The organism is Streptomyces sp. PH10-H1, from assembly GCF_030063355.1.
Lineage (GTDB): Bacteria > Actinomycetota > Actinomycetes > Streptomycetales > Streptomycetaceae > Actinacidiphila.
On sequence record NZ_JASISZ010000049.1, the window covers coordinates 34,930 to 58,675 of the forward strand.

The following is a 23,746-nucleotide window of genomic DNA, read 5'->3' on the forward strand; positions in this document are numbered from 1 at the left end:
GACGCCGGTGAGGCCCGAGACGGACGCGGTCACCGAGGACTTGCGGACCGGCCAGCCGGGTCACCCCTCCTGGAATGGCTTGCGTGCCTCGTCCAGCAGGGCGATCAGGCGCTGTGCCTCCCTGATGAGGGGTTGGCCGCGTGGCGTCATCCTGACGGGACGCTTGCGGCGATTGAACACGGCGAACCCTGCGGCGTCCTCCACCAGGCGAAGGTGCGCGTTGAACGTCGTTCTGGGGACGCTGAGGGTGAGAGCTGCCGAGCGGCGCGTTGGGTATCCCGGCACCAGCACCGCGCTTCGCAGGGCGGTCAGACTGTTCTGGCGGATGCTGATGCGGTGCATGGCCGCTGAGAGCGTCACCGGCAGGCCAGAGAAAGGATTGGGGTAGGTGCGCAGGGCGACGTGCCCTGGAGGGTGCCGAGGGATCCCCCACGCGTCGAGGAGGTCGGCGACGCTCTTGCCACCGGTGTTGAGCTCCCGTCCGATCTCCGCGGCCGTGCGTCCCTTGATGTGATATTCGGTCCTTAACCAGGTGCGGGAGACGAATCGTGCGAGCTCACCGGCAGCGCGGCGCGGCCGCAGCGGGACCCCGGCCTCTCTCAAGGAATAGCGGACGGTACCGGGGCTGCATCCGGCGAGCTCAGCAATGTCCTTCTGTTGCAGACCTTGGTCTTCGTAGAGGTGGCGCAGACGACTGGGTGCAAGGTCACCTTTCCGAGGGGCCGGGTGCCCCGGCCCCCGCGGGCGGGGCGGTTTGGGAGCGCCGACCCCACGACTCTCCAGTAGCAGACGCAGTTGGTGCACAGTCAGGCCGAGTTCTGTGGCCACGTCCTTGGCGGCCGGTCCCGGCGCCAGGAGCGCGGCCAGCCGGTCCGTGGTGATGCCGTGCGGGGCGACGGGCAACACATTGCCGTCGAGCCAGTCGTCGGGCGGCTCCCAGGACACCGGTTCGGCGATGCCGTGTGCGGCGAGGACGGCACCGGCCTGATCGGTGAGGAAAGCACGGAGATCGGGATGCATCCGGTAGGCGAAGCGGTGAGCCCACGCGGGCGCGTGGTTCCCTTGGTAGGGCTCGGCCCCCAGAAGCAGGCGGCGCAGCTGCCAGCGGGCCCGCTCCTGATGCACCGGTGTGAATTGGCGGCTGCCGAAGCTGCGGCAGATCTCGCGGTGCCTGGTCTCGTCGAGGGCCAGCTCGGTCTCGTCGGCGAACAGAGTCCGTCGGCGGGCGTAGTCGATCGGAACGGTATGCGTGTCGACGACGCGTGCGAAGTGCGCCAGGGTGCCGGCGATGTGGTCGGCGTCCACGAAGGCGAGGAGCGCCTCTTGTTGGCTGCGGAAGTGGTTGTTGCCCATGAGGCGAGCGGCCTGCCGGTGGCCGATCGGGCCTCCAGGGATCAGCATCAGGTTCACGCACGCGCGACGGATGCCGCCGATCCGCGGCTGGTGGGGGGCCTTGGCCGGCAGTAGCCGCAGTGTCCACGACGGCCAGAGCATCCCGGGAAGTTTCGCTGCCCGCAGGCGTATCTCTTCTTCGCTGAGCGTGGGAGCCGCGGCATCGGAGGTCGCCGTTGCATAGCGCAGCCGGGCCTTGAGGGTGAGCTGTCCGTCTGAGGCTTTGAGGATCCGCGAGATCACCCGTGTTCCGGCCGGCTTCCAGTTCCACAGCTCCGAGGTGGGGTGGTCCCGGGGAACGTTGATAGGCCGCCCTGAGCCGCGCTGTAGCCAGGTGAACAGCTCGTCGCTGCTGGGATGTGGAAGGTCCGTGGCGATGACGGCCAGAGCAGTGCCGACGGCAATGTTGTGCGCGTCGTGCACTTCCTGCTTGGCAGCGACCTGGGGCGCGGCACCACCGCATTCGTCGAGAACCTTGCGGACGACCGACGGCGCTGTCTCGAGTCGTGTGTGGATGCCGCGCAGGGCCCGGCGGCCGAGGAACGACAGTTCGCCGCCGCGCTGTCGTGCCGAGGAGCCGTGGTGGTCGGCGAGAACGGAGGCGTCGACCGCGTGCTGAGCCGTGAGGACCAGCCCGTTTTTGGGCAGCCGGACCGCCGGCGCCTGAGCGAGGGGAAAGTCGCAGCGGACGTGTGGTCCCCGTTGGATGATCCAGGACCGGCAGGTTTCTGGCCGGGGCACGATGCGGTGCCGCCCGAGGCTGGCCACGGGCGGGGTGTTCCCGCACTGGGGGCAGTGGTCGAGCAGCAGCAGTTCGTGCCGGGTGCAGGCGAAAGCCCAGCCGAGGCGCCACCGCACCTGCCACTGGGCCTGGTCCTCCTCCAAGCAGGCCGGGCAGTACCGGGACGTGTTGCCGTAGTGCCGCCAAGCGGGCGGACACCGCAGGCGCCGCGACGGGTCGATGCGCACGAGGGAGCCGTCGTACGGCTCCAGGGTCATAGCGGTCAGCTGCTCGGCCCCGATCCCGGTGCGGCGCTGGAGCACCTCGCGTTCTTCCTCGGTCAGGCGGCGGACCATCGTGCGCGCGGACGAGTGGGGCAGGCCGAGATAGTCGACGAAGTCCAAGGTGTTGATCTTGAGCCGGTAGGCGTACCGCTCCAGCCAGCTATCCAGAGCCTCCCCGGGGGCCGGCGCCACCGCGATGGGGATGCGCTCATCGGTCCAGCCCGTCATGCCGAGTTCCTCTGCCGCCGTGGATCCAGCGCGGGCCGAGTGGTCATGAGGCCGGCCTTGATACCGGCCTCCAGTTCCTTGCGGGCCGCCTCGGCCGCGGCGTCGTTCTTCACCTGGTTCATCAGCTCCTCGTCCAGACGCTCGTGGCCGTCGCGGATCGCGCGCAGGCAGCCACGGTTGATGAGCGACATCAGGGACGCGAAGTGCCCGGTGGAGCGGGCGAAGAGGTAATCCGAGAGGTCCTCGGCGAGCATGCCGGGGTACTTCTCGGCCAGGACGAGTTTCTGCTCGATCGTCTTGAGCAGCTGGTGCCACTGCACGCGGCCCTGGTCGTCATCAACCTGGAAAGGCGGCAGCGTCAGCGCCGTGGTGCGGCGCCCGAACTGGGCGAGCGGGCTCTCCCTCGGCGAGAAGCCCTCATGGAGGATCCCGCGCTCCTGGACGCCGACGCCCACGTAGATCAGGGTGACGGGGAAGACGTTGGAGAGGTACTTGAGCTGGTTGGCCATGCGGACCGAGTTCGACTTCGAGCCGGCCAGGAAGTGGATGTCGTCGATGATCATGGCGACGGTCTTCATCGACAAGACCGCGTCCACGGCCCGCTCGGCCAGCGTGTCCGCGTCCCCCTTAACGGGCAGCCCGTAGAACCGACAGATCGCCGCATTCAGGCCGCGGATCTGCGTGTTGCCGCTCAGCGCGATGTAGATGACCGGCACCCGGCGGGCACCGGCCGGGGTCGTGTCCCCACGGAGGTTGACCTGCCGTTGGAACAGGTCGCAGCCGTACGCGCGCACCGCCGTGCTCTTGCCGAGCCCCGGGTGGGCGTCCACCAAGGCGGCCGGCTTCGTCTTGTTGCCGTCCTGCCGGTTCGACTCCACGATCTCGCGCAAGTCAGCGTGGAGCGCGAGCAGTTGCGGGGTGTCGATGGGACCGATGTTGGCGTGCCAGACCTCCCGGTTGTCGTTGTGCACCAAGAGCGCCCGCGGCGAAAGGTCGGCGAGCTGGGCCCGGCTCAGTTGCTCGGGCCGGATCCGGTCGGGTCCGTAGACCTCCTGCAACCAGCCAGGCAACCGGGTCGGACTGTACTGGCGGTCGTCGCCTTCGAACGGCTCGGCGTCCGCGGCACCGCCCGCCGTGCTCAACGGCTCTCCCAGACGTCGGCGTAGTAGTCGTCCCCTTCGATCGCGGCGCCGTTCGCCTCGCCCGGGAAGACGGCTTCCAGCTCATCGTCCTCGTCATCGTCCCCGCCCGGCACCTCGTCCACGCCATCGATGATCCGCAGGTCCGGGCCCTCCGAATCATTCTGATCGGCCCCGGGCCCGCCGGCGGCTGCCACCTTCCGCAGGGACGGGAGGGAGGCGACGAGGTCGGTGCCGGTGGGCGCCTCGTCGTCGCCGACCATGCGCAGTCGCTCCTGGGACAGCCGCACCGCCATGCGGCGCTCAGTGCGATCCCGCGTCAGCCCAGCACCCCAGCGCTCCAGCAGCTCGACCAGTGTGCGCTTAGTGTCAGGGAACCGGTCCTTCTGCCTGGCGAGCCGACGGGCATACCCCAGCGCCTCACGGCTCACCGGCATACCCAGAGCAGCGGCATGCTCCCAGTTCAGGACGTGCCAGTCCCGCGTCTGCGGGTCCTGGAAGTACGCCTTGGTGATGTCGCCGGAGTCGATGGCGATCGGCCACTTCCCCGCGTCCACGCCCCGGTAGGGGCTGGGCTGGTTGCGGTGGCCGTCGAGCCCGTCCCCGTTGTAGCGCAGGCCGTCGATGTCCACGCCGTAGTGGTGGATCGGGACGCGGAACTCTTCGAGGAATTCGAGGGCGAGGTGCGGCCGGAGAGGAATCCGCAGCGGGCCGGCGCGTGTGACGCCGTGCTCGAACATCTCCAGCGGGCTGAGCTTCAGCCCCGGCACCTCTGGGATGCACAGCCCGCGGTGGCGGCGCCGGTGATACACGTTGGTGATCCAATCCCGGATGACCGCTTCGAGCTCGTCGAGGAAGAAGAATGCATCGTCCTCGACCTTCTCGCCGCGGCTGTGCACGTCGGAGCCCTTGTAGCCGGGCAGCGCGGCCAACAGGCCCTGGTTCAGGGTCCGGAACCAGCGCTCGACTGGCTTGTCGGTCGGGGTCTTGGGACGGGCGGGCTGCAGGGAGATCCGCAGCTTCGCGCAGACGCTCTTGATGTGGTTCGACAGGTAGACCTTGCCGTGGTCGAAGATGATCGTTTCGGTGGCGACCGTCGGCAGCAGCGGCTGACCATCCCGGTCCACGAGCTTCTCCGCGTCGACCACCACGGTGGACGGCACCCCGGCATACGGCAGTGGCTCCCCGCTGCCGGTGCGGGCTTCGCGCGGACGGACCGTCTCGTACAGCACCCCGGCGACATCCACGGACTTCGTCGAAACCGGAGTCAGCCGCAGGCCCACGATGCACCTGCTGTAGAGGTCCATGGCGACCGTGAGCTCGCACCGTACCCACCGGCAGGTCAGCGGCTCCATCGCGAAGACGTCCAGACTGTTGGTGTCCAGGACGACATACTCGCCGGGCCGGGTGGCGCGCAGGCGGCCGTACGTGCCCTGCGGGGCGTCCGCGATCGACCGTTTGCCCTTGGTGCTGCCCTCGAACGCGTTGGTCCCTTTGGCCAGTTGCCGCAGCAGTTCGTAGCCCATCGTGCTCGCCGGTAGCGGCACCGTGCCCTTCCCATGCTCCTTGACCAGCCGCTCCTCGATCTCGGTGAGGACCAGCCCGCGCACCGGACGGCTCGCCTTGACGTGCGCCTTCAAGACTTCCTCGGCCATCTCCACCCAGCGGGGGTCTGCCCGCTCCACCACGCTGCGTACGGGGCGGTCGATCACAAGCCCGGCCGGGCCGGCCTTCTTGAACGCCGCGGTCCACCGGCGGATCGTGCTGACCCCAACGCCGAGCTCGGCGGCCTTGACGGCATAGCGGTGCAGCAGCGGCTTGCCCGGCGTGAAGTCCCCGCGCGGCTCTCCTTCCAGGGCCAACGAAGCGTCGCCGAGCCGGTATCCGGTCAGGATCTCTTGGAGGTGCTGGACCTTCAGGGTCAGCTCGGCGTCTTCCTCGTCGGCCAAGCCGCTCAGCAGGGCCGCCGATGCCGTCGCCTCTTCCGGGATCGGCTCCAGGATCTCGGTACTGGGATGGGCGAGCAGGACGGAGATGTCGACCTGCCGCAGCTTCGGCGGCCCGGCCACCGCGGACTGGCGCAGGAGAATGCGCCGTCCTTCGATCTCCGCGACGGTGAACTGCTCACCGTCGAAGGCGATCGGCAGCCCCGTCCGCAGCATCGTCGTCCACTGGCTCATCCACGCCTCCGCAGAATGCATTCCCCTGACAGCGGTCGGGCCGCGAGATCCGTGGCCAGCCTCCCCGCCCACAACAGCGCCATCAGCGCCGGGCGGGCCTCTTCGGGCTCGCGGTCTCCGGCCAGCCGTCGCTCGGCGAGCCCCAACTCCTCACCGTCGACGACCTCCTGCCAGGCCCGTTCGACTTCGTCGACGGGCACGACACCGGGGTGGCGATAGGCGGCCAGGAACCGGACGTTCTCCAGCAGGGTGGGCTCGGCGCCCGACCAGATCTCGTACTCCCAGCCATGGCGCTCGATGAGATGCCTCGGCCAGGCCAGCGCCTGCGCGACCTTGGGGTCCTTGAGGCGCGAGGTTGGCTTGACGTTGACGACGCGCACCGTCCCCGAACTCATCAGCAGAAGGAAGTCCGGAACGTGGCTGCGGACCTTGCCGTCGATCCGCGCCACCATGCGCAAGGGCTGTGCGTAGATGCCGCGCACCGACGGGTCGAAGTCGGCGAGCAGCAGGCGGGCCAACTCCAGTCGGCTCTCGTAGACGACCTGGCCGCCCGTCGTCGCCGAGGCGTAGTCGCCCGAGTAGTGCGCCATCCCGTGGACCGAACGAACCCGGCGCCACGGATCCGACTCGTCGAGGTCCCTCAACCGCAGCAGGTTGAAGGGGACTTCGCGAGTCGACCCGTCGACGTACCGAATCGACGCCGTCGGGGCGGTGCGCTTACTCCGGCCCCTTCTTGGGCCCTGCGTGGCCATACTGGAAGGGTGCGAAGAAGGCGCACCATCCAAACCGAAAGATCGGTAAAGCCGACAATTGACAACTACTGGACGTCACCGCTGCCCATGATCACGCGGAAATGCTCGAATGGTGCTCATGATCACGCGGAAGTGCTCGCGAAACTGCGGAACCTACACCGGCTGTAGGGACCGCATCTTCGTGAGCGCTGGCTCCTGCGGCGATGGCGTTTTCCGCACGGGGTGAGCACTGCTCGTAGGGGCCGATCATGAGCAGAACGTCCCAGCGGGCTGCCTTCGGTGGTAGCCCTGCGTGACTCCTGCCGTCTTCGCCCTGCCTGGTGGGGCGCGGAAGCGGCATGGGTGGTGCGTTGTGGATGAGCTCTCCATTGGTGCCGTTTGGGACTGATGAGGATCTGTGATTTTCCCCAGGGGTGCTCTTCCCTCCGTTTTGTTGGATCTTGAAGGGTGTGGGGAGGGTGGGGAGCGAAGAGCGGGATCTGGTAGGTGCTCCAGAGGCTGTTAGTGGTGTCGCTTAGGATCGCTGGCGATCGGGGGCGGGCTTCGGTGGGTGGGGCGTTATGAGTTTTGCCTGCGTCGCTACTTCAAGCCATCGCCGAACTCACCAGCCTGCTCGCACCCGGCGACATACGCCGAGGCGGCGGCACGTGACCGAGCCGGCCGACCCGTCGATCCTGATCATCCCGACGACCCGAAACCAGCGAGCCCTGGAGCTGACATGGCTGACATGATCGTGCCCGACCCCGTGACCCGCGACATTCTCGCGATCTTCGAACGCGCGCGATCCCGGCTGTTCGAGCGCCTGGAGGACCTGACCGACGCCGAGTACCACTGGGAGCCGGTCAGCGACTGCATCAGCATCCGCCCCGGCGACGATGGCGTCTTCCGCGTCGCCACGCTATTTCCGGAATCGAGTCCGGAGGCGCCGGACCCCCTCACGACGATCGCCTGGCGCATCTGGCACATCGGCAGCCTCTGTCTGCGCGGCTATGTGATCCACTTCTTCGAGGACGTCCCCGAGTTCGGCGACCGCCACGAGTGGCCGGGCACCGCGAAAGAGGGCGTCCAGGCGCTCGCCGAGGACTGGGAGCACTTCATCTCCCGTATCGCAGCCCTCGGCGACAAGCGCCTGTTGGCGCCGATAGGCATGGGCCCCGGCGGTTGGGCCGATGAGACCTATCTGAAGCTCGCGCTGCACGCTCTGGTCGAGGTCGCGCATCACGGCGGCGAGGTCGGCCTGCTGCGCGACCTGTACCTGCGCGAAGGCGTCTGATTTCGGCGGTGGGCGACCTTGTCCGGCGGCCGTGTGCCGCCAGACAACGGCCGTGGTCGGCAGCTATCTCCTTCCTCCCGCTCTACTCATCGGCCGCGTCTGGGTCACGCAGTGGCCTCATGCCGCGTGAGCAATCAGGCCCCCGAACAGGCCGAACAGTGTGCACGCAGGCTCTCCCGGACAAGATCACGTCATCCCGACACACCGAGCAAGATCACACGATGGTGGGGAGATCCACAGAGCAGGTTTGCCCCCACCCCCGAGTACCGGGTGGCCGCTTTCAGGGAGCGAGGAAGTCCGGAACGTGGCTGCGGACCTTGCCGTCGATCCGCGCCACCATGCGCAAGGGCTGGGCGTAGATGCCGCACACCGGCGGGTCGAAGTCAGCGAGCAGCAGGCGGGCCAACTCAAGTCGGCTCTCGTAGACGACCTGGCCGCCCGTCGTCGCCGAGGCGTAGTCGCCCGAGTAGTGCGCCATGCCGTGTACCGAACGGACTCGGCGCCACGGGTCCGACTCGTCGAAGTCCCTCAAGCGCAGCAGGTTGAAGGGGACTTCGCGAGTCGACCCGTCGGTGTAACGAATCGACGCCGTAGGGGTGTTGTGCTTGCTCCGGCTCTTTCTCGGGCGCTGTTCGGCCATACTGGAACGGTGCGAAGTGGACGCACCGCCCAAACCGGAAGATCGTTAACAGTCGACAACTGACAACTACTGAACGTTACCGCTGTCCATGATCACGCGGAAATGTCCAAACGGTGCCCATGATCACGCGGAAATGCTCACGGAATCGCGGAACCTACACCTCGGCCGCCCCTGAACCAGACGCCGGCGAGGCAACCGCGCAGGCACGGAAAGCCGCACGGTCCCGGGCCTCGCCCACTCCGGCAGAAGGGACGCAAGGGGCAGCACGGGTGCTCGTGCAGCAGCATCCGGGGGCCGGCTAGGCGCCAGTGCGCCGGGCGAGCCCGACCCGCGGTTGCTCCAGGACCAGCCCCACCGCCGCTCCTCGCTTCGTCTCAGCCTGGCTGACGAGACCGACCACACCCTCAGCGCTGCCCGCTGACGCGAAACCGGATGGGCCTATCGAGCGCCTCAGCCGCCTCTGACCAGCCAGCCTTCTCGCGCCGCGCGCGGATCCCATCCGCGCACGGCGCGAGAGGGCTGCGCGGGAACGGTTACCTTGGAATCAGAGGTTTTTCCCCGCCGACAGGCGGCGCAAGGGGCTCCGGCCGTCGCCACTCCGCACGATGGGAGGAGGTGGTCTCATGAGGCTGAGAGCTGAAACGAAGATCCTCAAGGCCAAGGCAGAATGCTCACTTCGGCGCGCAGTCACAGCCTTCAATACCTTGAGGGAAGACGACGGGCGAGCCACCGAGGTCCTGCTCACAACCCAGCATGCCTTCGAGATGCTCCTCAAAGCCGTGCTGACGCAGAAGGCGCTCCGGGTCAAATCAATCAACGTCTTCGACCCGAAGAGTCGGACGAGCATCGGATACGAGAAGTGCGTCAAGCTCGGCCGCGAGCACGTCCCTCTCAGCGAGGAAGACGCTGGCACGCTCCGAGCCATCGACGCCCTGCGCGACGTCGAGCAGCACTGGCACGGGATCGTTTCTGAGGCCATCCTCTACAGCCACATGCGGGCAGCCGTCACGATCTTCGACGACATCCTGCAACGCTTCTTCGGGGAACAGCTGGCTGATCGTCTTCCTGCTCGGATCCTGCCGGTCTCCACTGAGCCGCCACGCGACATCCAACTGCTGATCGACGAAGAGTTCACACAAGTCCAGAGGCTCCTTGCGCCTCGCCGACGGGGGCGGGCCGAAGCGGGGGCGCGGATCAGGACACTTCTAGCGCTCGAAGCCCACACGACCGAGGAGACCGTGATCAGCGAACGCGACGTCGCTCAGGCTGCGCGTCAGATCAAGGCTGGTTCCCCGCGGTCCGCTGTCTTCCCGGCTCTGGCTCCCCTGGATACGAACGTCGATGGTGAGGGACTCTCTCTGACACTTCACTTCTCGCGCACCGGCAAGGGCGCCCCTGTGCACTACGTGACGGAAGGGGTGGGTGCGTTCGGAATCCAGAAGGTCGATCTCTCGGCGAAATATCACATGAGCCGAACTGACCTCGCTAAAAAACTGGGCTTGCGCCAGCAGTGGGAAAGGCTCAAGGCCCTTCGATGGCACTGCGACATTGATGATGAGGTCGACGACGACTATCACCATGCTTGGCGGCAACAATCGACCACCATCCACGGGTATTCCGACCGGGCATACCAGAAGATGAAGGACGCCCTGGAATCCCCGGGATTCAACCTGGCACAGGTCCTCCGCGACTACCGCCAGTCGGGCCGCACGCATGAGTGATGGGCTGAGCCAGAAGCCATCCCTTTGATTCCCTCCGAGAGATCCGACCGAGCGGCGCCACGGCATGGGTCCGTGATCCCCGGACTGCTGATCCGCTGTCGTGCACGGCCGGCCAGAACTCCGGCGCCAGCTGAGGCGACGGCCGGGCCCCGGAGACTCGCCGCCTCCCCGGTCAGGTGGTGAACGAAGGGTGGGCGCGCAGTGAGAACGAGGTCGGCGGCCCGCCGGCCCGCGGCGGCCTCTGGGGGCTCGGATTCCGCAGGGATCGACTCGTCGGAGTCAGGTACGCCGTCCGCCCGCCGCGAGCAGGTCCTGCGTGCCGTCGGGAACGCGGCCCGGCCACTGGAAGACGAGCCTCGCGAAGGGCTTATCGAGCACGTCACCGGGCGGCAGCTGCTCGTCAGGGGTTCCAGCCGGGTGGACCGTCATCGGCGGGTAGCCGCTCTCACGCACCTTCCGGTCCCAGGTACGCACGCAGTCGGCGAACCGCTCCGCCAGCTCTCCGGCGGCCGGCCCGTAGGCGTGAATGAAAAACTCGGTGAGGCGGTCGGCTGGATCCGGCGCGTCCTTGATCATGCGATAAGCCAGGTAGGCGAGGGAGCCGTCCGCCAGCATCGCGGCCGCGTCCTGCTGCGCTACGAGGGTAGATCCTTCCGGGGCGGTCAGACGGCAGAATCCGGGCAGGGTGGTCGCGGCGTAGACCTGCAAGGTCTCGAAGTTGAAGGTGCCTCGGACGACGAGGCCGGCGGTGAGCTCGTGCTGTGGCCCGCGCAATGCTTCCTCGAGACCGGTGGTGTCGCCGGGAACACCGTCTTCCCACCGCACGGTGACTTCGCCGTCGGCCAGTGCGACGGCGGGGGCGGTGCGGGCTGCTGCGCCGCGGTCCCGTACGAACCCGCAGTACGTCCAGTGTTCGGTGCGCAGTACGTCGCCGTCCCGGACGAGGGTGAGGGAGCGGGTGTAACCGCCCATCTCTAGCGGCACGACCAGCCGCGCCCCTTCGGCGAGTTGCTCCCGCCAGGCTGGAGCAATGTCGAACGCGTTGTGCGTGATCATCACGCCGTCGAACCCCCCGGCCGGCACGTGGCCGGGCGCGCCGCGGCTGCCGTCGCCCAGGACAGCGGTCACCTGGCCGCTGCCTGCCTCTGCGCACAGTCGCTGGGTTCGGTGCACGACGTACGGATCGACGTCCACGGTCACCACGCGACCGCGCGGTCCGAGGACGTGGGCGAGGAGCTCGGCGTTGTAACCGCCCGACCCGACTTCGAGGACGTTCATTCCCGGCTGCAGCCGGAGTTGCTCGATCATGTCGGCCTGCAGCCAGGCCGCGGACACCGAACTGATCGCGGTTCCGGCCTCGTCGCGCCGGGTGATGACAGCCCGGTCGCCGCCGTCGTACGCGGTCGCGAGGTTAACCTCCGGGACGAACCGGTGGCGGGGCACGGTCTGCAGCGCATTCCGGACCGGCTGGGATGGGGCCCAGCCGCCAGCGACGACCGTCTCCGTCATCTGCTGGCGATACCGGCCGGCTTCGGCCGGCTCACCGGGCACCGGCGGGACCACGGTGGCGCACAGGTAGGAGTGGATAGATGGCAGCCCCGGCAGCACCCCGGGCCACACCGCGGTGAGCGCCTGGGCGCTGGGCGCGAAGATCTTCCCGAGGGTGTCCAGGGCGTTCAGGTCGTGCCACTCCCAGCGCACGAAGCGGTGCGGTTCCGGCAGGCCAAGTTCGCCCTCCCAACCGGTGATGCGGACCACCGCGGTGATGCGGCGCACATCCAGCCAGTCGTCGTGGAGCACTGTGACGACATGCGCGTCCTCCGTGCGCGCCGTCAGCCCGCTCTCTTCCGACAGCTCCCGCACGGCAGCGGTTTCGGCGGCTTCGCCTGCCTCGATCCGGCCGCCCGGCAGCTCCCACATTCCCCGAGTCGAGCGGCCCAGTAGGACCCGTCCGAACGGATCGGTGACGACCATTGCGGCGCCGAATACGGCCTGCGGATCGAGCCGTGACTTCTCCTCCGCGCTGAACGACCCGCCGCGGCCGCGCAGAACCAGGACCGCCAGGCCCTCCGCGTCAAAGCGCTCGGTCTCGTTGAACCCGTCGGTAAGCGCGGCGAGTTCATCCTCGTCGAGCGCGATGTGGCGCCTCTTCTCGGGAGTGTGTTCCGCGAGCGGCGTGATGACGATGAGTTTCCCGTGCTTGCCCAGCCGCGCCGCCAGGCGGCGCAGGATATAGGCGCGAGAGCGGAGGAAGGCGATGGACAGTCGGATGACGATCAGCGCGTAGCCGTCGTGGAGATCAGCAAGGTCGTCGTGCTCGATGTCCAGGCACAGCCAGCGCAGCCCCTCCACTCCGGGATGCTCGGCGCGGGCACGGTCGAGGGCGCCTTCGGCGAAGTCGGCAGCGTCGACCATGTACCCGAGCGAAGCGAGGTAGGCGGCCATCTCGCCGGTGCCGCAGCATGCATCGAGTGCGCGGCTGCCGCTCTCGGGCGCCGGTGCGTGTTCGAGGAGCAGGCCCTTCTCCTCGTCTCCCAGTTGCCAGAAGCCTCGCCCGTCGTTGTAGTGCTCGGTCCAGTCGGCCCGGGTGTATCCCACAGATTGCTCCTCGTTCGTGAAAGGCGGAATGATGGTGGGGCGTTACGGCAGTTCGAGGGGCCGCAGTGGGCGGTCGGCTCGCATTCCTGGAAGGGGATCGCGGCCACCCTCCGGTCGGATATCAACACGACGCTGCTGCTCAACGGCGCCTGGGGCTGGGTCACGGTGCCTGCCGGGGAATGACGGCTTCGGTGTCGCTGGCTTCGCTTTGGTATTGGCGCGATTGCAGAAGGAACATGCGCCGGAAGATCCCCGGGCCGTCCGCGTTGTCGTCCATGAGCGTCGCGAAGGTTCCGGCCTCGGCGAGTCGTCCGTGGTGCAGGACATAGATGCGGTCGGCGGTAGTGACGGAGCTGAGCCGGTGGGTGATGAGGATGATCGTCTGGCCGTCGGCAGCGAGGTTGCGGATCTGCTCAAATGCGGCCACTTCAGCCGCCGGATCCAGGGCGCTGGTCGGCTCATCGCAGACCAACAGTTGTGCATCCCTGAAGTACGCGCGTGCAAGGGCAATGCGCTGCCACTGGCCACCGGAGACTTCCACGCCGCCGTGGTAGCCGCGCTCGATCAGGGTGTCCCAGCCGCGCGGCAGGTCATCGACGACGATGCCCAAGTCGGCGTAGTCGGCGGCGGCTGCGCGCCGGGCGGTGTCCTCCCGGGCGGCGGGGCGGCCGATGATGACATTGGCTGCCAGGGTGAACGGCCAGCGCATGAAGTTCTGCAGGACCAGTGCGCATCGGTCGAAGAGTTGGTCGCGGTCGAGGTCGCGGATGTCGATGCCGTCCCACAGGATGCGGCCGGCGGTTGGCTGGTAGAGACCGACGAGAGCTTTGGCCAGTGTGGTCTTGCCCGAGCCGTTTTCTCCCACGAGTGCGATGACCTGGCCCCGGCGGATGGTCAGGGAAATGTCGTCCAGGGCGGGGGTGTCGCGGCCGGGGTAGGTGAAGGAGACCTTCTCGAATTTGATGGTGGCTGGGCTGGCGGGCACGGGCAGGCCCCCGGTGGGGATGGCGCGCTGCTCGGCCTCATCGCGGGCGCGGATGAGGTCGTTGAAGAACAGACCTTGTTCGTAGAGATGGTGCACGTTGCCCACCAGGCCGCGCAGTCCAGTGGTGCCGGTACTGATGGCCAGGACGGCGGTGGCTGCCGCCGCGAGCGGCATGTGCCCGCTGGTCAGCAGCCACGCCAGGACCACATAGGTCGTGGCGGAGGTGACACCGGAGATCGCGGAAGTGGCCAGTTCGGTGCCGGCCTCTGCGCGGGCGAGCCGGGTCTGCTCGGCTTCGCCCTCCTTCGTCATCGTTTCGAACTGGTCGAGTAGAAACGGCCCGGCCGCGTGCACGCGCAGTTCCGGCGAGGCGGTCTGGGAGATCAACAAACGGCGCAGCGTTGATTGTTGGCGGATGTGCTCGATCCACAGCTGGAGCGAGGCGTAGGTGCGGCGGGCGGCGCGGATAGTGCCCCAGCCTTTGGGGACGACGACCGCCAGAAGCAAGGGCAGCAGGATCGGGTGCAAGATCAGCAGGACGCCCCCGGTCGCTACCAGCGCCATGACGCCTTCGATGATCCCCAGGGTGTGGAGGATGAGGTTGCGGGCAGCCATCGTGCCGTGCTGCCCGGAGTCGACGAGGGCATGGAACTCGGGGTCCTCGATGGTCTCCATCTCCACGCGGATGATCCGCGCGAGCATGCTCACCGCCGCCAGCCGCTCGACCTTAGGCCCCAGCCGCCCGCCCGCGGCCTGGGAGACCGCGCGCAGCACCGCGGCCAGCGCGCTGGCGGACGCCATCAAAGCCAGTGCCGGGACTGCGGCTTTGACCTTGTCGCCGGTCGGTCCGCCGGCGAACAGGCCCAGCAGGACGCGGTTGGTGGCCAGCAGCCCGAACGCCATGGCGGCTCCCTGGCCGAGCTGGGCGACGACAACGGCGATCAGGGCGACGCGGTCCACCGCCCAGCCCATGGCGGCGGTCTGGCCGATCATGCGGGGAAGCTGCCGCAGGACGGATAGGAACGTGAGGTTCAGGCGAGCGCCCTCGTGGGTGGTCCAGCCCCAGTCGCCCTTGAGCCTGCCGCCGAACAGCAGCTGCTCGGCCGCGGACAGCGGTACATCGCCCGGGGCACTATCCTGATTGCGGATCTTCACGGGCGCCCGCCGCTTGGTTTTGATGCCGTCAGGGTGGTGTCCCAGCCCATGGCGGTGAACGGCCGGCCGACGCGGATGGCGTCGAGCGCGGTGCGGGTGTAGCCGACCAGCGGCTCTGGCAGTGCGTGCAGCGAGTGCCACTCCCATCCCGCGCACCGGTCCGGTTCCTGGGTCGTGATCACCCCGCTGTGGGCCAGCACGCGGAAGAACAACTGGAGCCGATCGCGGCCGTCGTCCCCGTCGTGCTGATGGACGACGTGCACCAGCTCCAGGTCGAACTCGTCGTCAATGACCACCCCGAGTTCCTCGTATGCCTCGCGGGCCGCGCCGGCCGTCACCGGTTCGCCAGGCTCCAGGTGCCCTGCGGGAACGTGGTAGACGCCTTGCGCGTACGAGGTATTCAGGCGCTTCCCGAGCAGCACCTGGCCGTCATTTTCGAACAGCAAATGGACACCGACGATGTTCTGATGGGGATGCACGACGCCTCCTGAAGTTCGGACAGGTGCTCGGAAAACGAGCCTCTCGACGGCCCGTTACGCCCCCCAAAGGGTCATTTGCCGATCTGATGTTCGGGCAACGGCATGGATCCCAGACAGGGCGGGCGAGACCCGAGCGAGCGGTGTGCGATTTCACCCCAGCGGCGCCAACCACTCCCGAGAGAGGTTTCACCGCCCCGAAATTGGTACCGGCCACCCGGCCAGGGGTGTGTCCGAGAACGCCCCGACAGGTAGCAGCTCCGCACTCCGTCATTACCGGGGGCCTGCTTTCGACTCGACGAGGAAGGCCAGCGCGTATTCCATGGCGTCGAGCCCTGCGAGTAGCCGGTTGACGGTGGCGTTCTTGTCGTTCCAGTACTCCAGCAGTCCGACGTGAACGTGTGCCGGCACGTCGAGGTCGTCGGTGACGGCGCCGAAGGTGCTGAACAGGAAGTACAGCAGGGCGATCCGCGCCGTGGCGATCAGGTCGGCGCCCGGGATGTGGGGGTTCTCGTCCCGGTAGGCGCCGATCACGACCAGGGCGGTGTCTTGCCAGGTCGCGGAGTGGGCGACAGTCAGCGGGTCGAAGGCGATCCGGCCCAACTTCCAGGCGGCCGGTCCGGTCAGTGCCTGGAAGTCGATGACGGCCGTGACCTGATCGCCCGAGATGAGGACGTTGGGGCGGGTGAAGTCACCGTGCAGCGCCTGATCGGCCAGAACATTGGGCAGACCCTTTTGCAGCAGGCGGCTGTGTGTGATGAGGTCCCGGCGCCGCTGAGCCAGCTGGTCGTGTCGCAGGTCGCCCTGCGGGCCCGGTCGTCCTCGCAGGTATTCGAGGAGGCGTTCGCAATTATTCGCTACGGGTTCCGGGGCGTCGTGGCGCCACGGCGTGGAGCGGCGCCGCAGGGGGCCGTGGTAGTCGGCGGCGACGCGGTGCAGTCGTCCGAGGGTTGCGCCGATGCTTTCCGCGCGTGCCACGGTCAGGGGCGTGGCGCCGGGGTGCCCGGCAACCTCGTCCATGACGCACCAGGCTGTCTCGGCGTGCCAGGTCACCGGCTCGCCATCGCGATCGCGCCAGATGCCCGGCGTCGGCACCGCTGCTTCCTGGCAGTACGCGGCGAGGGCCAGAGCAGACCGTACGGCGGTGGTATCGGTGCCGGCGGAGTAGCGTTTGACGAAGACTCGGGCGCCGCCGGCCAGCCGCACGCGGGCGTTACGGGTTTCCGTTCCCGCTGCCTCCGGTTCCACGGCCTCGGCGCGAACCCCATATCGGGCGGCCAGCATTTCCATCAACTGCTGCTGGTCGTCGACGTTGAAGGTCATGCGTGCCACCCGACCATGGGCATCGCGTCCAGGGGCGAGAATGTCAATGTGGCGCACTGATGTTGCTCGGCATTGATCACCTCTCCTTCGACGCCGGACCGCACCCGGCCGTCCTGGATCATCACCGGGTGGACGCCGGTCTTCGTGTGATGAACCATCGTTTCCCCGACTCCCTATGGTGTGTCGTTGCTGTCGTGCGCGGGCCGCTCAGGCCGGTCGGCGGCCGAGATGGATGACGAAGGTGTTGTCCTCGATGAAGGTGTCGTTGTCGCTGAAAGGGGCCAGGATCTGCTTCACCGCGGCCTCGAACCGGTCGCGCCGGTCACCGAACAAGTGCGGCGCGGCAAACGAGGTGGAGTACAGATAGCCCAGGACGCCGTCGGTGGACCAGGTGCGGCGCACCGGCACGTAGGTCTCGGTGACATTGCTGAACGCCGAGGATCGCAGCGTCTGCCCGAACGGCTCCGGGGAAGCGGGGAACGCGCCGCTGCCGGCGCGCCGTTGTGTGCCCAGGAAGTCCTGCACCACACTGCGGACTGCCTGTTGCCAGGGATTGGTGGCCGTCCACAGGCTGCGGTCGGCCAGCACGGCCACCGCCCCGTGCGGAGCCACATGCTGGTTGAGGCGGGCCAGGACGGCAGGCCGGTCGAGCCAGTGGAAGACCCGGCAGAGCGTCACCAGATCCGCCCGCCAGCCCGGCGGCGGCATGAACTCCTCGGCCGCACCGCGGCACAGCGACAGACGGGCGCCGTGCGGAAGGCGCCACCGCAGGTCCGTCTCGGCGATCGCCAGCATGTCAGCGTCGGTGTCGAGGGCAATGATGTCGTCGAACTGGTCGAGCAGTGCCTTCACCACCAGCCCTGTGCCGGTGCCGATGTCCAGGAGCCGTCGCGGGCGGGAGGCGGAGCCAGCGTCCGCCAGCAGGGCGATGACCTCTGGTGGCAGGCCCGGCCGGTAGCGGCCGTAGTACCCAGCGGTGCCCTCGAAGACATTCACGCGCCGCTCACCTCCCCCTCGCCGGCGCTGCCGCTGCCTGCGACGGTGGGTTCGGCGCGCAGGGCGTCGAGCATGGTTCGGGCCTGCTGGACTGCTTCATCATCGTGGTGTTCTTGTCCCCAGCGCAGGGCGCTCACGGCGTCCAGGGCGGCGTACGCGGAGCACGCCCGGCGCTCAGCGTCGGTCAGTGCCCGCCCGTAGCCCTGGTAGAACGCGAAACGCAGGTCCGGCCGTTGGGCGAAGAGCCGGTACTCCAGCCGCGACAGGTCCCGGCGGGCGGCGCACTCGATGCCGGTCCGCTCGAAGTCGATGATGTGCAGGCGCTCGGTGTGCGGGTCCCAGAGCCAGTTGCGGGGCATATAGTCCGCGTGTGCCACGACCTCGGACAGCGCCGGCGGTGGCTGCAGGGTGAGGGTGCGCAGCATGGCGACGTCGTGCGGGGGCAGGATCTGCGCCGCGTTGCGGAGCATCGTGGCCGTCTCCGCGTCCCAACCGGCCTCGGTTGCGCGGTCGCCCGGAGCGGGCAGGGCGATGTTGTGGAGCCGGGCGAGGAGTTCTCCGGCTTGCCGGTAGGCCACCCACTCACTGTCCAGTCCCAGCGGCTGGTCGTGGAGGCTGCGACCAGGGACGGAGGTGAGGACGATGGCCCGGGTAGCGGGGTCTGCGGCCAACTGGGTCGGGGCCCGGCTCTTGCCAAGGGCTGCCGTCCAGTACCGGTAGGCGAAGGTTTCCCGGCTGTAGCCCTTCGGGCTGGCATGGTGTTTCACGAACAGGCGGCGGCCGTCGATGGCTTCGACTTCCCACGCTGCTGGCCGACCCGGTCCGGCCCAGGAATGCACGGCAGTGATCGTGAACGGTCCGATGGCGGAGTCGACGAAGCGTCGCACCGGATCTGGCATGTCGGTCACAAGGGTCCTTGGTCGATGAGAGGTGGAGGGCCCGGGTGGTGCTCACCGGGGTGGGCCGCCGTCCGGCGGGTGTGCCGGCTCGCCACCGGGGTCCTCGGCGGGCGGTGGGGGCGGGCCGGGGTCCTGGGCGAAGTAGTTGACGGTGGCGAACAGCGCGAGAGCGGCGAAGGCGGCGCTGGAAACCACCGCAGTGACCTCGGAAGTGCTCACTCATCAACCCCCTTCGTGCGATGTGGTGCTCGGAGATTTAGGCATGGGGATCGGCTTCCTACGCTGCTCGTGGCAACGACGGTGGGCCGGTGGTGTCACTGCGGTGCGCCCGCTCAGGCGCGGGTGAACCAGCGGTGCTGGTCGGTGTCGGTGACGGCGAAGCGGTGGGTTTCGACTTCGATCTGCCCGAGGCGGGCATAGTGCGCGACCACCTCGGGGCCGAAAGCCTGCTGGGCGACCGGGCTGTGGCGAAAAGCGGTCACCGCGTGATCGAGGGTGGTGGGGACTGGTGGCGCATCGGTGGTGTCGTAGGCGTTGCCAGTGCATGGCGGCGGGGGCTTCAGCTCGTTGTCGAGCCCGTGGGTGATGCCGGCCAGGACGGCGGCGAGGGCGAGGTAGGGATTGGCGTCCGCGCCGGGCAGGCGGATCTCCAGGTGCAGGCCGTCGCCGTGGCCGACGACGCGCACAGCGCAGGTGCGGTTGTCGATGCCCCAGATGAAGTGGGTCGGGGCGAAGGAGTTGGGTGCGAACCTCTTGTAGGAGTTGGCGTTCGGTGCGTACAGCGGCGCGAGCGCGGGCAGCGCGTCGAGTAGCCCCGCGATGGCCTGCTGCGCCACCTGCGACAGGGTGCCATCGGGATCCACCAGGATCGGATGAGCGTCCCTCCACAAGGACACGTGCAGGTGCAGGCCGCTGCCGGTGCCGGTGGCGGGGGCGGCCATGAAGGTCGGTGCCATGCCGGCGCGCTGGCTCATCAGACGCACGGCGTGCTTGAACACCAGGTGCCCGTCGCACGCCGTCAGCGCGTCGCCGTAGGGGAAGGTGACCTCGACCTGCCCCAGAGCGCCCTCAGTCTTGATCGCCTCTACCGGCAGACCCGCACCGGACAGGGCCGCCTGGAGTCGTCGGAAGAACCGGTCGATGCCCGGGTCATGGTCCAGGGCGTAGTCCAGATTCTCCGGCGTGATCGGTTGGAGACCGTGGTGCCCGGACGCGGCTGCCTGGGCGTAGTTGCCCTGGTAGAGGACGAACTCGCTCTCCAGGCCGGTCTTGACGTGCAAGCCATGGTCGGCGAGCCGAGCCAGCTGGCGGCGCAGCATCCGGCGCGGGGACACCTCGACCAGATGCGCGTCGGGGTCGACGGCGTCGGCGAGGACCAGCGCGGTGCCCGGCATCCAGGGCAGGACCCGCACGGTGGACAGGTCGGGGATGACTCGCAGGTCCTGGTAGCCGGTCTGCCAGGAAGCCAGCTCGAACCCGTCGACCGGGGTCATGTTGATGTCGGTAGCCAGCACGTAGGCGCAGACCTCCGCACCGCCCTCGGCAACGCGGTCGACGAAGTGCCGAGCGTGGTATCGCTTGCCCTTCAGCCGTCCCTGCAGATCGGGCAGGGCGAGCAGTACGGTGTCGATCCGGCCGGAAGCCACGTGGTCGCGCAGTTGGGGCACGGTGAGCTGGCCGGTCGGGCGGCGCCCGCCCGCCACCTGGGGCAGAAGGTCCGGGCGGGAGGCGAGGCCGCTGCGCGCGGTCGTGCCGGCCATCAGACGATCTCCGCTTCCAGCTTCGCCATCTCCCGGTCCGCAGCCACGGTCGGAACCTCGTAGCCGCGCCCGGCAATGCGCCACCAGATCGCGGCCAGCGCCAGCACAACCACCAGCGCAATGGGCGCGTAGTTGAAGGAGACCACCGAGACCAGGCCGTGCTCCGGGCGGGTCTGCGGCAGGCAGAACAGCACCGTCACGAAGACCACCCAGGCCACGGCGACCCAGCCGACCAACACACCCCAGCGGCCCAGGTTCCACGGGCCGGGCGCGAAGCGGCGACCGGCGCGCAGCCGCAGGTAGATGGGGATGGCATAGGCGGGGGTGATCCCGATGACATTGATCGCCGTCACGGCCCCGTACGCGACCGTGCTGTACAGGGCCGGCAGCGCGAGCAGCGCAGCGACCGTCACCGACAGCAGCACCGCCCGGGTCGGGGTGCCGGTACGGGAGCTCACCCGCCGCCAGTGCCGGGAGCCGGGCAGGGCGCCGTCGCGGGAGAACGCAAAGACCATCCGGGAGCAGGCGGCGACCTCGGCGTTACCGCAGAACAGCTGGGCCACGATCACGATCAGCAGCAGGCCCTTGGCGCCGGAGGTGCCCAGGGCGTCGAGGAAGATCTGCGCGGGCGGCACCCCGGTCGCGGATGTCTGGGTGCCCGCATAGTCCTGGATGGCGAACGTCAGACCGGCCAGCAGCACGAACCCCGCCAGCCACGACCAGGCGATCGAGCGGACGATGCCACGCGGGGCGCTGGTCTGGGCATCGGTCGTCTCCTCCGACAGGTGCGCGGACGCGTCGTAGCCGCAGAACGTGTACTGCGCCAGCAGCAGCCCGATCATCACCACATACAGGTTGGAGTGCCAGCCGGTGCCGTTGACGAACGTCGTGAACACGAAGTGTGCCGACTGGTGATGGGCGGGCACCAGCGTCAATGCGGTGACGATCGCCCCGACTCCGGCCAGGTGCCACCACACGCTGATGGAGTTCAGGACGCTGACCAGCCGGACGCCGAACAGGTTCAGCGTCGCGTGCAGGGCCAGGATCACCAGGTAGATCACCATGATCGACTGCGGGGTGGGCTCGAATCCCCATTGCAGGTTCGCGAACGCCCCCGTGAACAATGCGCACCCGTAGTCGATGCCGGCGATCGCCCCGAGCAGCCCGAGGAGATTGAGCCAGCCGGTGTACCAGCCCCAGCGGCGGCCGCCGAGCTGGTCCGCCATGTAGTACAGGGCGCCGGAGGTCGGGTAGGCGGAGGTGACCTCGGCCAGCGCGGCGCCGACGAACATCACCATCGCGCCGACCGCGATCCAGCCCCACAGCATCACCGCCGGGCCGCCCGCGCCCATCCCGAACCCGTACAGGGTCATGCACCCGGACAGCACCGATATGACGGAGAAGGAGATGGCGAAATTGCCGAACGCCCCCATCCGCCGGGTCAGGACCGGCTCGTAGCCGAGATCGCGCAACAGGGCATCATCATCCGACAACCGGGTAGGGCCGGATCGTGGCATGGGGGACATAGAAAGACCTCCGGAACAAGAGTGGAGAGGAGAAAAGGGATAGAAGAGGCGCTGAGCTGGGGCGGTCGGGTTGCGGTCGTGCCGACGGCGGGCGGCGGGTCAGCGGTGCGGACCGGCGCGGGCTGCGTCTTCGGTGGCGGCCAACGCCTGGCCGCGGGCTCGTACGAATTCCGCCTCTGCCAGATCAGGGCGGCCCGGGTCGTCGGTGACGTACGCCCACGGGAGCCGGGCGGCGTACGGTCCCAGCGCAGTGAACACCTCTGCGGCGTCGGTGAATTGGTGTGCCGCCCACAGGGCATGGGCGAGGTAGTTGAGATCCAGCACCGACCGGGCAGCGGGTACCGGATGGTGGAACCAGCCCGTCAGGGCTCGCTGCACATCGAGGACGATGGGTTCCTGGGCCCACTGCCGGCGCATCAGCCGATCCTCTGCACCACGAGCCCGCTGGCTGCGGTAGTTCTCGGCATAGGCATACAGCGGCAGAACCGACAGCGCTGTCCCCGCGGGCGCCCACGAACCCACCCAGCGTGCGAAATCCAGCGCCACCGCCTGCGAGCCAACTGCCTGCGCGTGCAGGAACTGCAGCACCCGGTGATATGCCTCCCGGCTGCACGGGTCACGGGCATTGACCTGATCGAGCAGCCGCCACGGCCCCAGCGGCAGCATGGGCTCCGTGGGCCGCACCCGGTGCTCCACCCGCCGCAGCCCCCGGTCCAGCTGCGCCAACGCCAGCAGGCACACCCACGGGACCGGATCAGCCCGCGCCAGGTCGGCTGCGATCAAGGACGCCTCCCGCGCCTCCCACGCCAGCGCCTCGGTACTGCCATGCCCGGCCCGGCCCGCGTGCAAGGCCCGCTCCACCGCGACCCGGGCCCGCATCACCTGCGCGTCCACACTCCCCGGCTCCTCGACCAGCCACGCCTGCACCACGCCCGACCGCGCCGCTGCCGCCGCCAGCACCTGGGAACGCGACGTCCGCAGCGGCCACTGGGTCCCGGTCCGCGCCAGCAGATCCCGCATCGCCATCCACCGGCCCGTCCCCACCTCCTCCAGCGCCACCCGCAGCTCGGCATCATGACCCGCGGGGTGATAGACGGGCCGGAACTCACCCCGGCCGGATGACGCACCTCCGCCCCGCATCAGCCCGCCCAGCCAGTCAGGACTCGCCGTAACGAGCGGGACGAGGAGCACGAGGTCCTGGGTGCTGTTCCCCGTCCGCGAGCGCCGTCCAGGAGGCAGGCCGCAGCTACGCCCGCCGCTGAGTTGCTGGTCTGGCACGCAGCCAGAAGCTGCGGAATCTGCATCATCAGGGGGTCCTCGGATCGACGGTGTCGGGGAGAAAGGGGGCCGTCCCCGGGGGCGAACGCTCAGCTACTGCCGTGGGGGTGCACCAGCAGCTGAGCGCCCGGCCCACCGGGGGCGGCCGGTCTAGAAGTGCAGGCCGGCGATCACGCTGGCGAGGTTCGCGACGCCCTTCGTGATCGCCGGCGCAGCCCGGGAACTGGCCAATTCGAAGCCGAGCAGCGCACACACCACCGCGGGAACCGGCTTCACGGCCTTCTGACGGATCAGCAGGACGACAACGATCAGCAGCAGAATGACCAGCGAGACGGTCAGCGCCACGAGAGCGCCTCCTTCCGGGTATGCGATCAGCGGACCCCAGGAGGAATCGTTCGGGAAGGCACTGTCTGGGGACTT

The 23,746-nt window shown here is 68.5% G+C and carries 19 protein-coding genes; 2 read left to right on the top strand and 17 right to left on the bottom strand.

Annotated features, from left to right (window positions below; translation table 11 throughout):
- Window positions 1-60: 60 nt before the first annotated feature.
- The 4 genes from QMK24_RS26305 to QMK24_RS26320 are packed head-to-tail and all read right to left on the bottom strand — an operon-like array spanning window position 61 to window position 6,696.
- On the bottom strand, window positions 61-2,625 hold the full coding sequence (locus QMK24_RS26305; protein ID WP_283469265.1) for a TniQ family protein: 2,565 nt from the start codon (window positions 2,623-2,625) through the stop codon (window positions 61-63).
- Entirely contained in the window at window positions 2,622-3,767 is a 1,146-nt protein-coding gene (locus QMK24_RS26310) for an AAA family ATPase (RefSeq protein WP_283469266.1), read from the bottom strand. The genes QMK24_RS26305 and QMK24_RS26310 overlap by 4 nt, the downstream gene beginning before the upstream one ends.
- Window positions 3,764-5,944 carry an integrase gene (locus tag QMK24_RS26315; protein ID WP_283469267.1) on the bottom strand — a complete coding sequence of 727 codons (2,181 nt, stop codon included), beginning with the start codon at window positions 5,942-5,944 and terminating at the stop codon, window positions 3,764-3,766. The genes QMK24_RS26310 and QMK24_RS26315 overlap by 4 nt, the downstream gene beginning before the upstream one ends.
- Window positions 5,941-6,696: a TnsA-like heteromeric transposase endonuclease subunit gene (locus QMK24_RS26320; protein WP_283469268.1), complete on the bottom strand. Its 756-nt coding sequence runs from the start codon at window positions 6,694-6,696 to the stop codon at window positions 5,941-5,943. The genes QMK24_RS26315 and QMK24_RS26320 overlap by 4 nt, the downstream gene beginning before the upstream one ends.
- Before the next feature lie 727 nt (window positions 6,697-7,423).
- Here QMK24_RS26320 and QMK24_RS26325 point away from each other — a divergent pair.
- On the top strand, window positions 7,424-7,969 hold the full coding sequence (locus QMK24_RS26325) for a DinB family protein (protein ID WP_283469269.1): 546 nt from the start codon (window positions 7,424-7,426) through the stop codon (window positions 7,967-7,969).
- Between the two features lie 280 nt (window positions 7,970-8,249).
- Here QMK24_RS26325 and QMK24_RS41555 read toward each other — a convergent pair whose 3' ends face one another.
- Window positions 8,250-8,447, bottom strand: coding sequence for a hypothetical protein (locus tag QMK24_RS41555; protein ID WP_349362001.1), 198 nt, complete (start codon window positions 8,445-8,447; stop codon window positions 8,250-8,252).
- Window positions 8,448-9,232: 785 nt separating this feature from the next.
- Between QMK24_RS41555 and QMK24_RS26335 the strand changes: the two genes are divergently transcribed.
- The gene (locus QMK24_RS26335; RefSeq protein WP_283469270.1) at window positions 9,233-10,330 is read left to right on the top strand and encodes a DUF8611 domain-containing protein; all 1,098 of its coding nucleotides are present in this window, start codon (window positions 9,233-9,235) and stop codon (window positions 10,328-10,330) included.
- A 279-nt stretch (window positions 10,331-10,609) separates the two neighbouring features.
- Here the strand turns inward: QMK24_RS26335 and fxlM are convergent, their stop codons facing one another.
- The 12 genes from fxlM to QMK24_RS26395 all read right to left on the bottom strand — a co-directional run bounded on the left by fxlM (window position 10,610) and on the right by QMK24_RS26395 (window position 23,671).
- On the bottom strand, window positions 10,610-12,928 hold the full coding sequence (fxlM, locus tag QMK24_RS26340) for a methyltransferase, FxLD system (protein ID WP_283469271.1): 2,319 nt from the start codon (window positions 12,926-12,928) through the stop codon (window positions 10,610-10,612).
- A gap of 160 nt (window positions 12,929-13,088) precedes the next feature.
- A complete protein-coding gene (locus tag QMK24_RS26345) occupies window positions 13,089-15,068 on the bottom strand; it encodes an ABC transporter ATP-binding protein (RefSeq protein ID WP_283469272.1) in 1,980 nt (659 codons plus the stop codon).
- Window positions 15,065-15,547, bottom strand: a complete 483-nt coding sequence (locus QMK24_RS26350; protein WP_138357257.1) for an NUDIX hydrolase — start codon at window positions 15,545-15,547, stop codon at window positions 15,065-15,067. Before QMK24_RS26350 ends, QMK24_RS26345 begins: the two co-directional genes overlap by 4 nt.
- 270 nt (window positions 15,548-15,817) lie before the next feature.
- A complete protein-coding gene (locus tag QMK24_RS26355; protein ID WP_283469273.1) occupies window positions 15,818-16,867 on the bottom strand; it encodes a phosphotransferase enzyme family protein in 1,050 nt (349 codons plus the stop codon).
- Window positions 16,864-17,025 carry a hypothetical protein gene (locus QMK24_RS26360; protein ID WP_283469274.1) on the bottom strand — a complete coding sequence of 54 codons (162 nt, stop codon included), beginning with the start codon at window positions 17,023-17,025 and terminating at the stop codon, window positions 16,864-16,866. Before QMK24_RS26360 ends, QMK24_RS26355 begins: the two co-directional genes overlap by 4 nt.
- A gap of 49 nt (window positions 17,026-17,074) precedes the next feature.
- Window positions 17,075-17,863 carry a class I SAM-dependent methyltransferase gene (locus QMK24_RS26365; protein WP_283469275.1) on the bottom strand — a complete coding sequence of 263 codons (789 nt, stop codon included), beginning with the start codon at window positions 17,861-17,863 and terminating at the stop codon, window positions 17,075-17,077.
- Complete coding sequence (locus tag QMK24_RS26370) at window positions 17,860-18,762, bottom strand: phosphotransferase (protein WP_283469288.1); 903 nt, start codon at window positions 18,760-18,762, stop codon at window positions 17,860-17,862. The genes QMK24_RS26365 and QMK24_RS26370 overlap by 4 nt, the downstream gene beginning before the upstream one ends.
- A gap of 51 nt (window positions 18,763-18,813) precedes the next feature.
- Window positions 18,814-18,981 carry a hypothetical protein gene (locus QMK24_RS26375; RefSeq protein ID WP_283469276.1) on the bottom strand — a complete coding sequence of 56 codons (168 nt, stop codon included), beginning with the start codon at window positions 18,979-18,981 and terminating at the stop codon, window positions 18,814-18,816.
- Between the two features lie 113 nt (window positions 18,982-19,094).
- The gene (locus tag QMK24_RS26380) at window positions 19,095-20,522 is read right to left on the bottom strand and encodes a glutamine synthetase family protein (RefSeq protein ID WP_283469277.1); all 1,428 of its coding nucleotides are present in this window, start codon (window positions 20,520-20,522) and stop codon (window positions 19,095-19,097) included.
- Window positions 20,522-22,048, bottom strand: coding sequence for an amino acid permease (locus QMK24_RS26385; RefSeq protein ID WP_502962644.1), 1,527 nt, complete (start codon window positions 22,046-22,048; stop codon window positions 20,522-20,524). The genes QMK24_RS26380 and QMK24_RS26385 overlap by 1 nt, the downstream gene beginning before the upstream one ends.
- Before the next feature lie 99 nt (window positions 22,049-22,147).
- The gene (locus QMK24_RS26390) at window positions 22,148-23,239 is read right to left on the bottom strand and encodes a hypothetical protein (protein ID WP_502962643.1); all 1,092 of its coding nucleotides are present in this window, start codon (window positions 23,237-23,239) and stop codon (window positions 22,148-22,150) included.
- A gap of 237 nt (window positions 23,240-23,476) precedes the next feature.
- Window positions 23,477-23,671: a DUF2304 domain-containing protein gene (locus QMK24_RS26395; RefSeq protein WP_283469279.1), complete on the bottom strand. Its 195-nt coding sequence runs from the start codon at window positions 23,669-23,671 to the stop codon at window positions 23,477-23,479.
- Window positions 23,672-23,746 lie beyond the last annotated feature (75 nt).

Coding starts and splice junctions, on each gene's coding strand:
- QMK24_RS26305 (WP_283469265.1), bottom strand. CDS start 2,625: ATGACGGGCTGGACCGATGAGCGCATCCCCATCGCGGTGGCGCCGGCC.
- QMK24_RS26315 (WP_283469267.1), bottom strand. CDS start 5,944: ATGAGCCAGTGGACGACGATGCTGCGGACGGGGCTGCCGATCGCCTTC.
- QMK24_RS26320 (WP_283469268.1), bottom strand. CDS start 6,696: ATGGCCACGCAGGGCCCAAGAAGGGGCCGGAGTAAGCGCACCGCCCCG.
- QMK24_RS26325 (WP_283469269.1), top strand. CDS start 7,424: ATGATCGTGCCCGACCCCGTGACCCGCGACATTCTCGCGATCTTCGAA.
- QMK24_RS41555 (WP_349362001.1), bottom strand. CDS start 8,447: ATGGCGCACTACTCGGGCGACTACGCCTCGGCGACGACGGGCGGCCAG.
- QMK24_RS26335 (WP_283469270.1), top strand. CDS start 9,233: ATGAGGCTGAGAGCTGAAACGAAGATCCTCAAGGCCAAGGCAGAATGC.
- QMK24_RS26355 (WP_283469273.1), bottom strand. CDS start 16,867: ATGACCTTCAACGTCGACGACCAGCAGCAGTTGATGGAAATGCTGGCC.
- QMK24_RS26360 (WP_283469274.1), bottom strand. CDS start 17,025: ATGGTTCATCACACGAAGACCGGCGTCCACCCGGTGATGATCCAGGAC.
- QMK24_RS26370 (WP_283469288.1), bottom strand. CDS start 18,762: ATGCCAGATCCGGTGCGACGCTTCGTCGACTCCGCCATCGGACCGTTC.
- QMK24_RS26380 (WP_283469277.1), bottom strand. CDS start 20,522: ATGGCCGGCACGACCGCGCGCAGCGGCCTCGCCTCCCGCCCGGACCTT.
- QMK24_RS26385 (WP_502962644.1), bottom strand. CDS start 22,048: ATGTCCCCCATGCCACGATCCGGCCCTACCCGGTTGTCGGATGATGAT.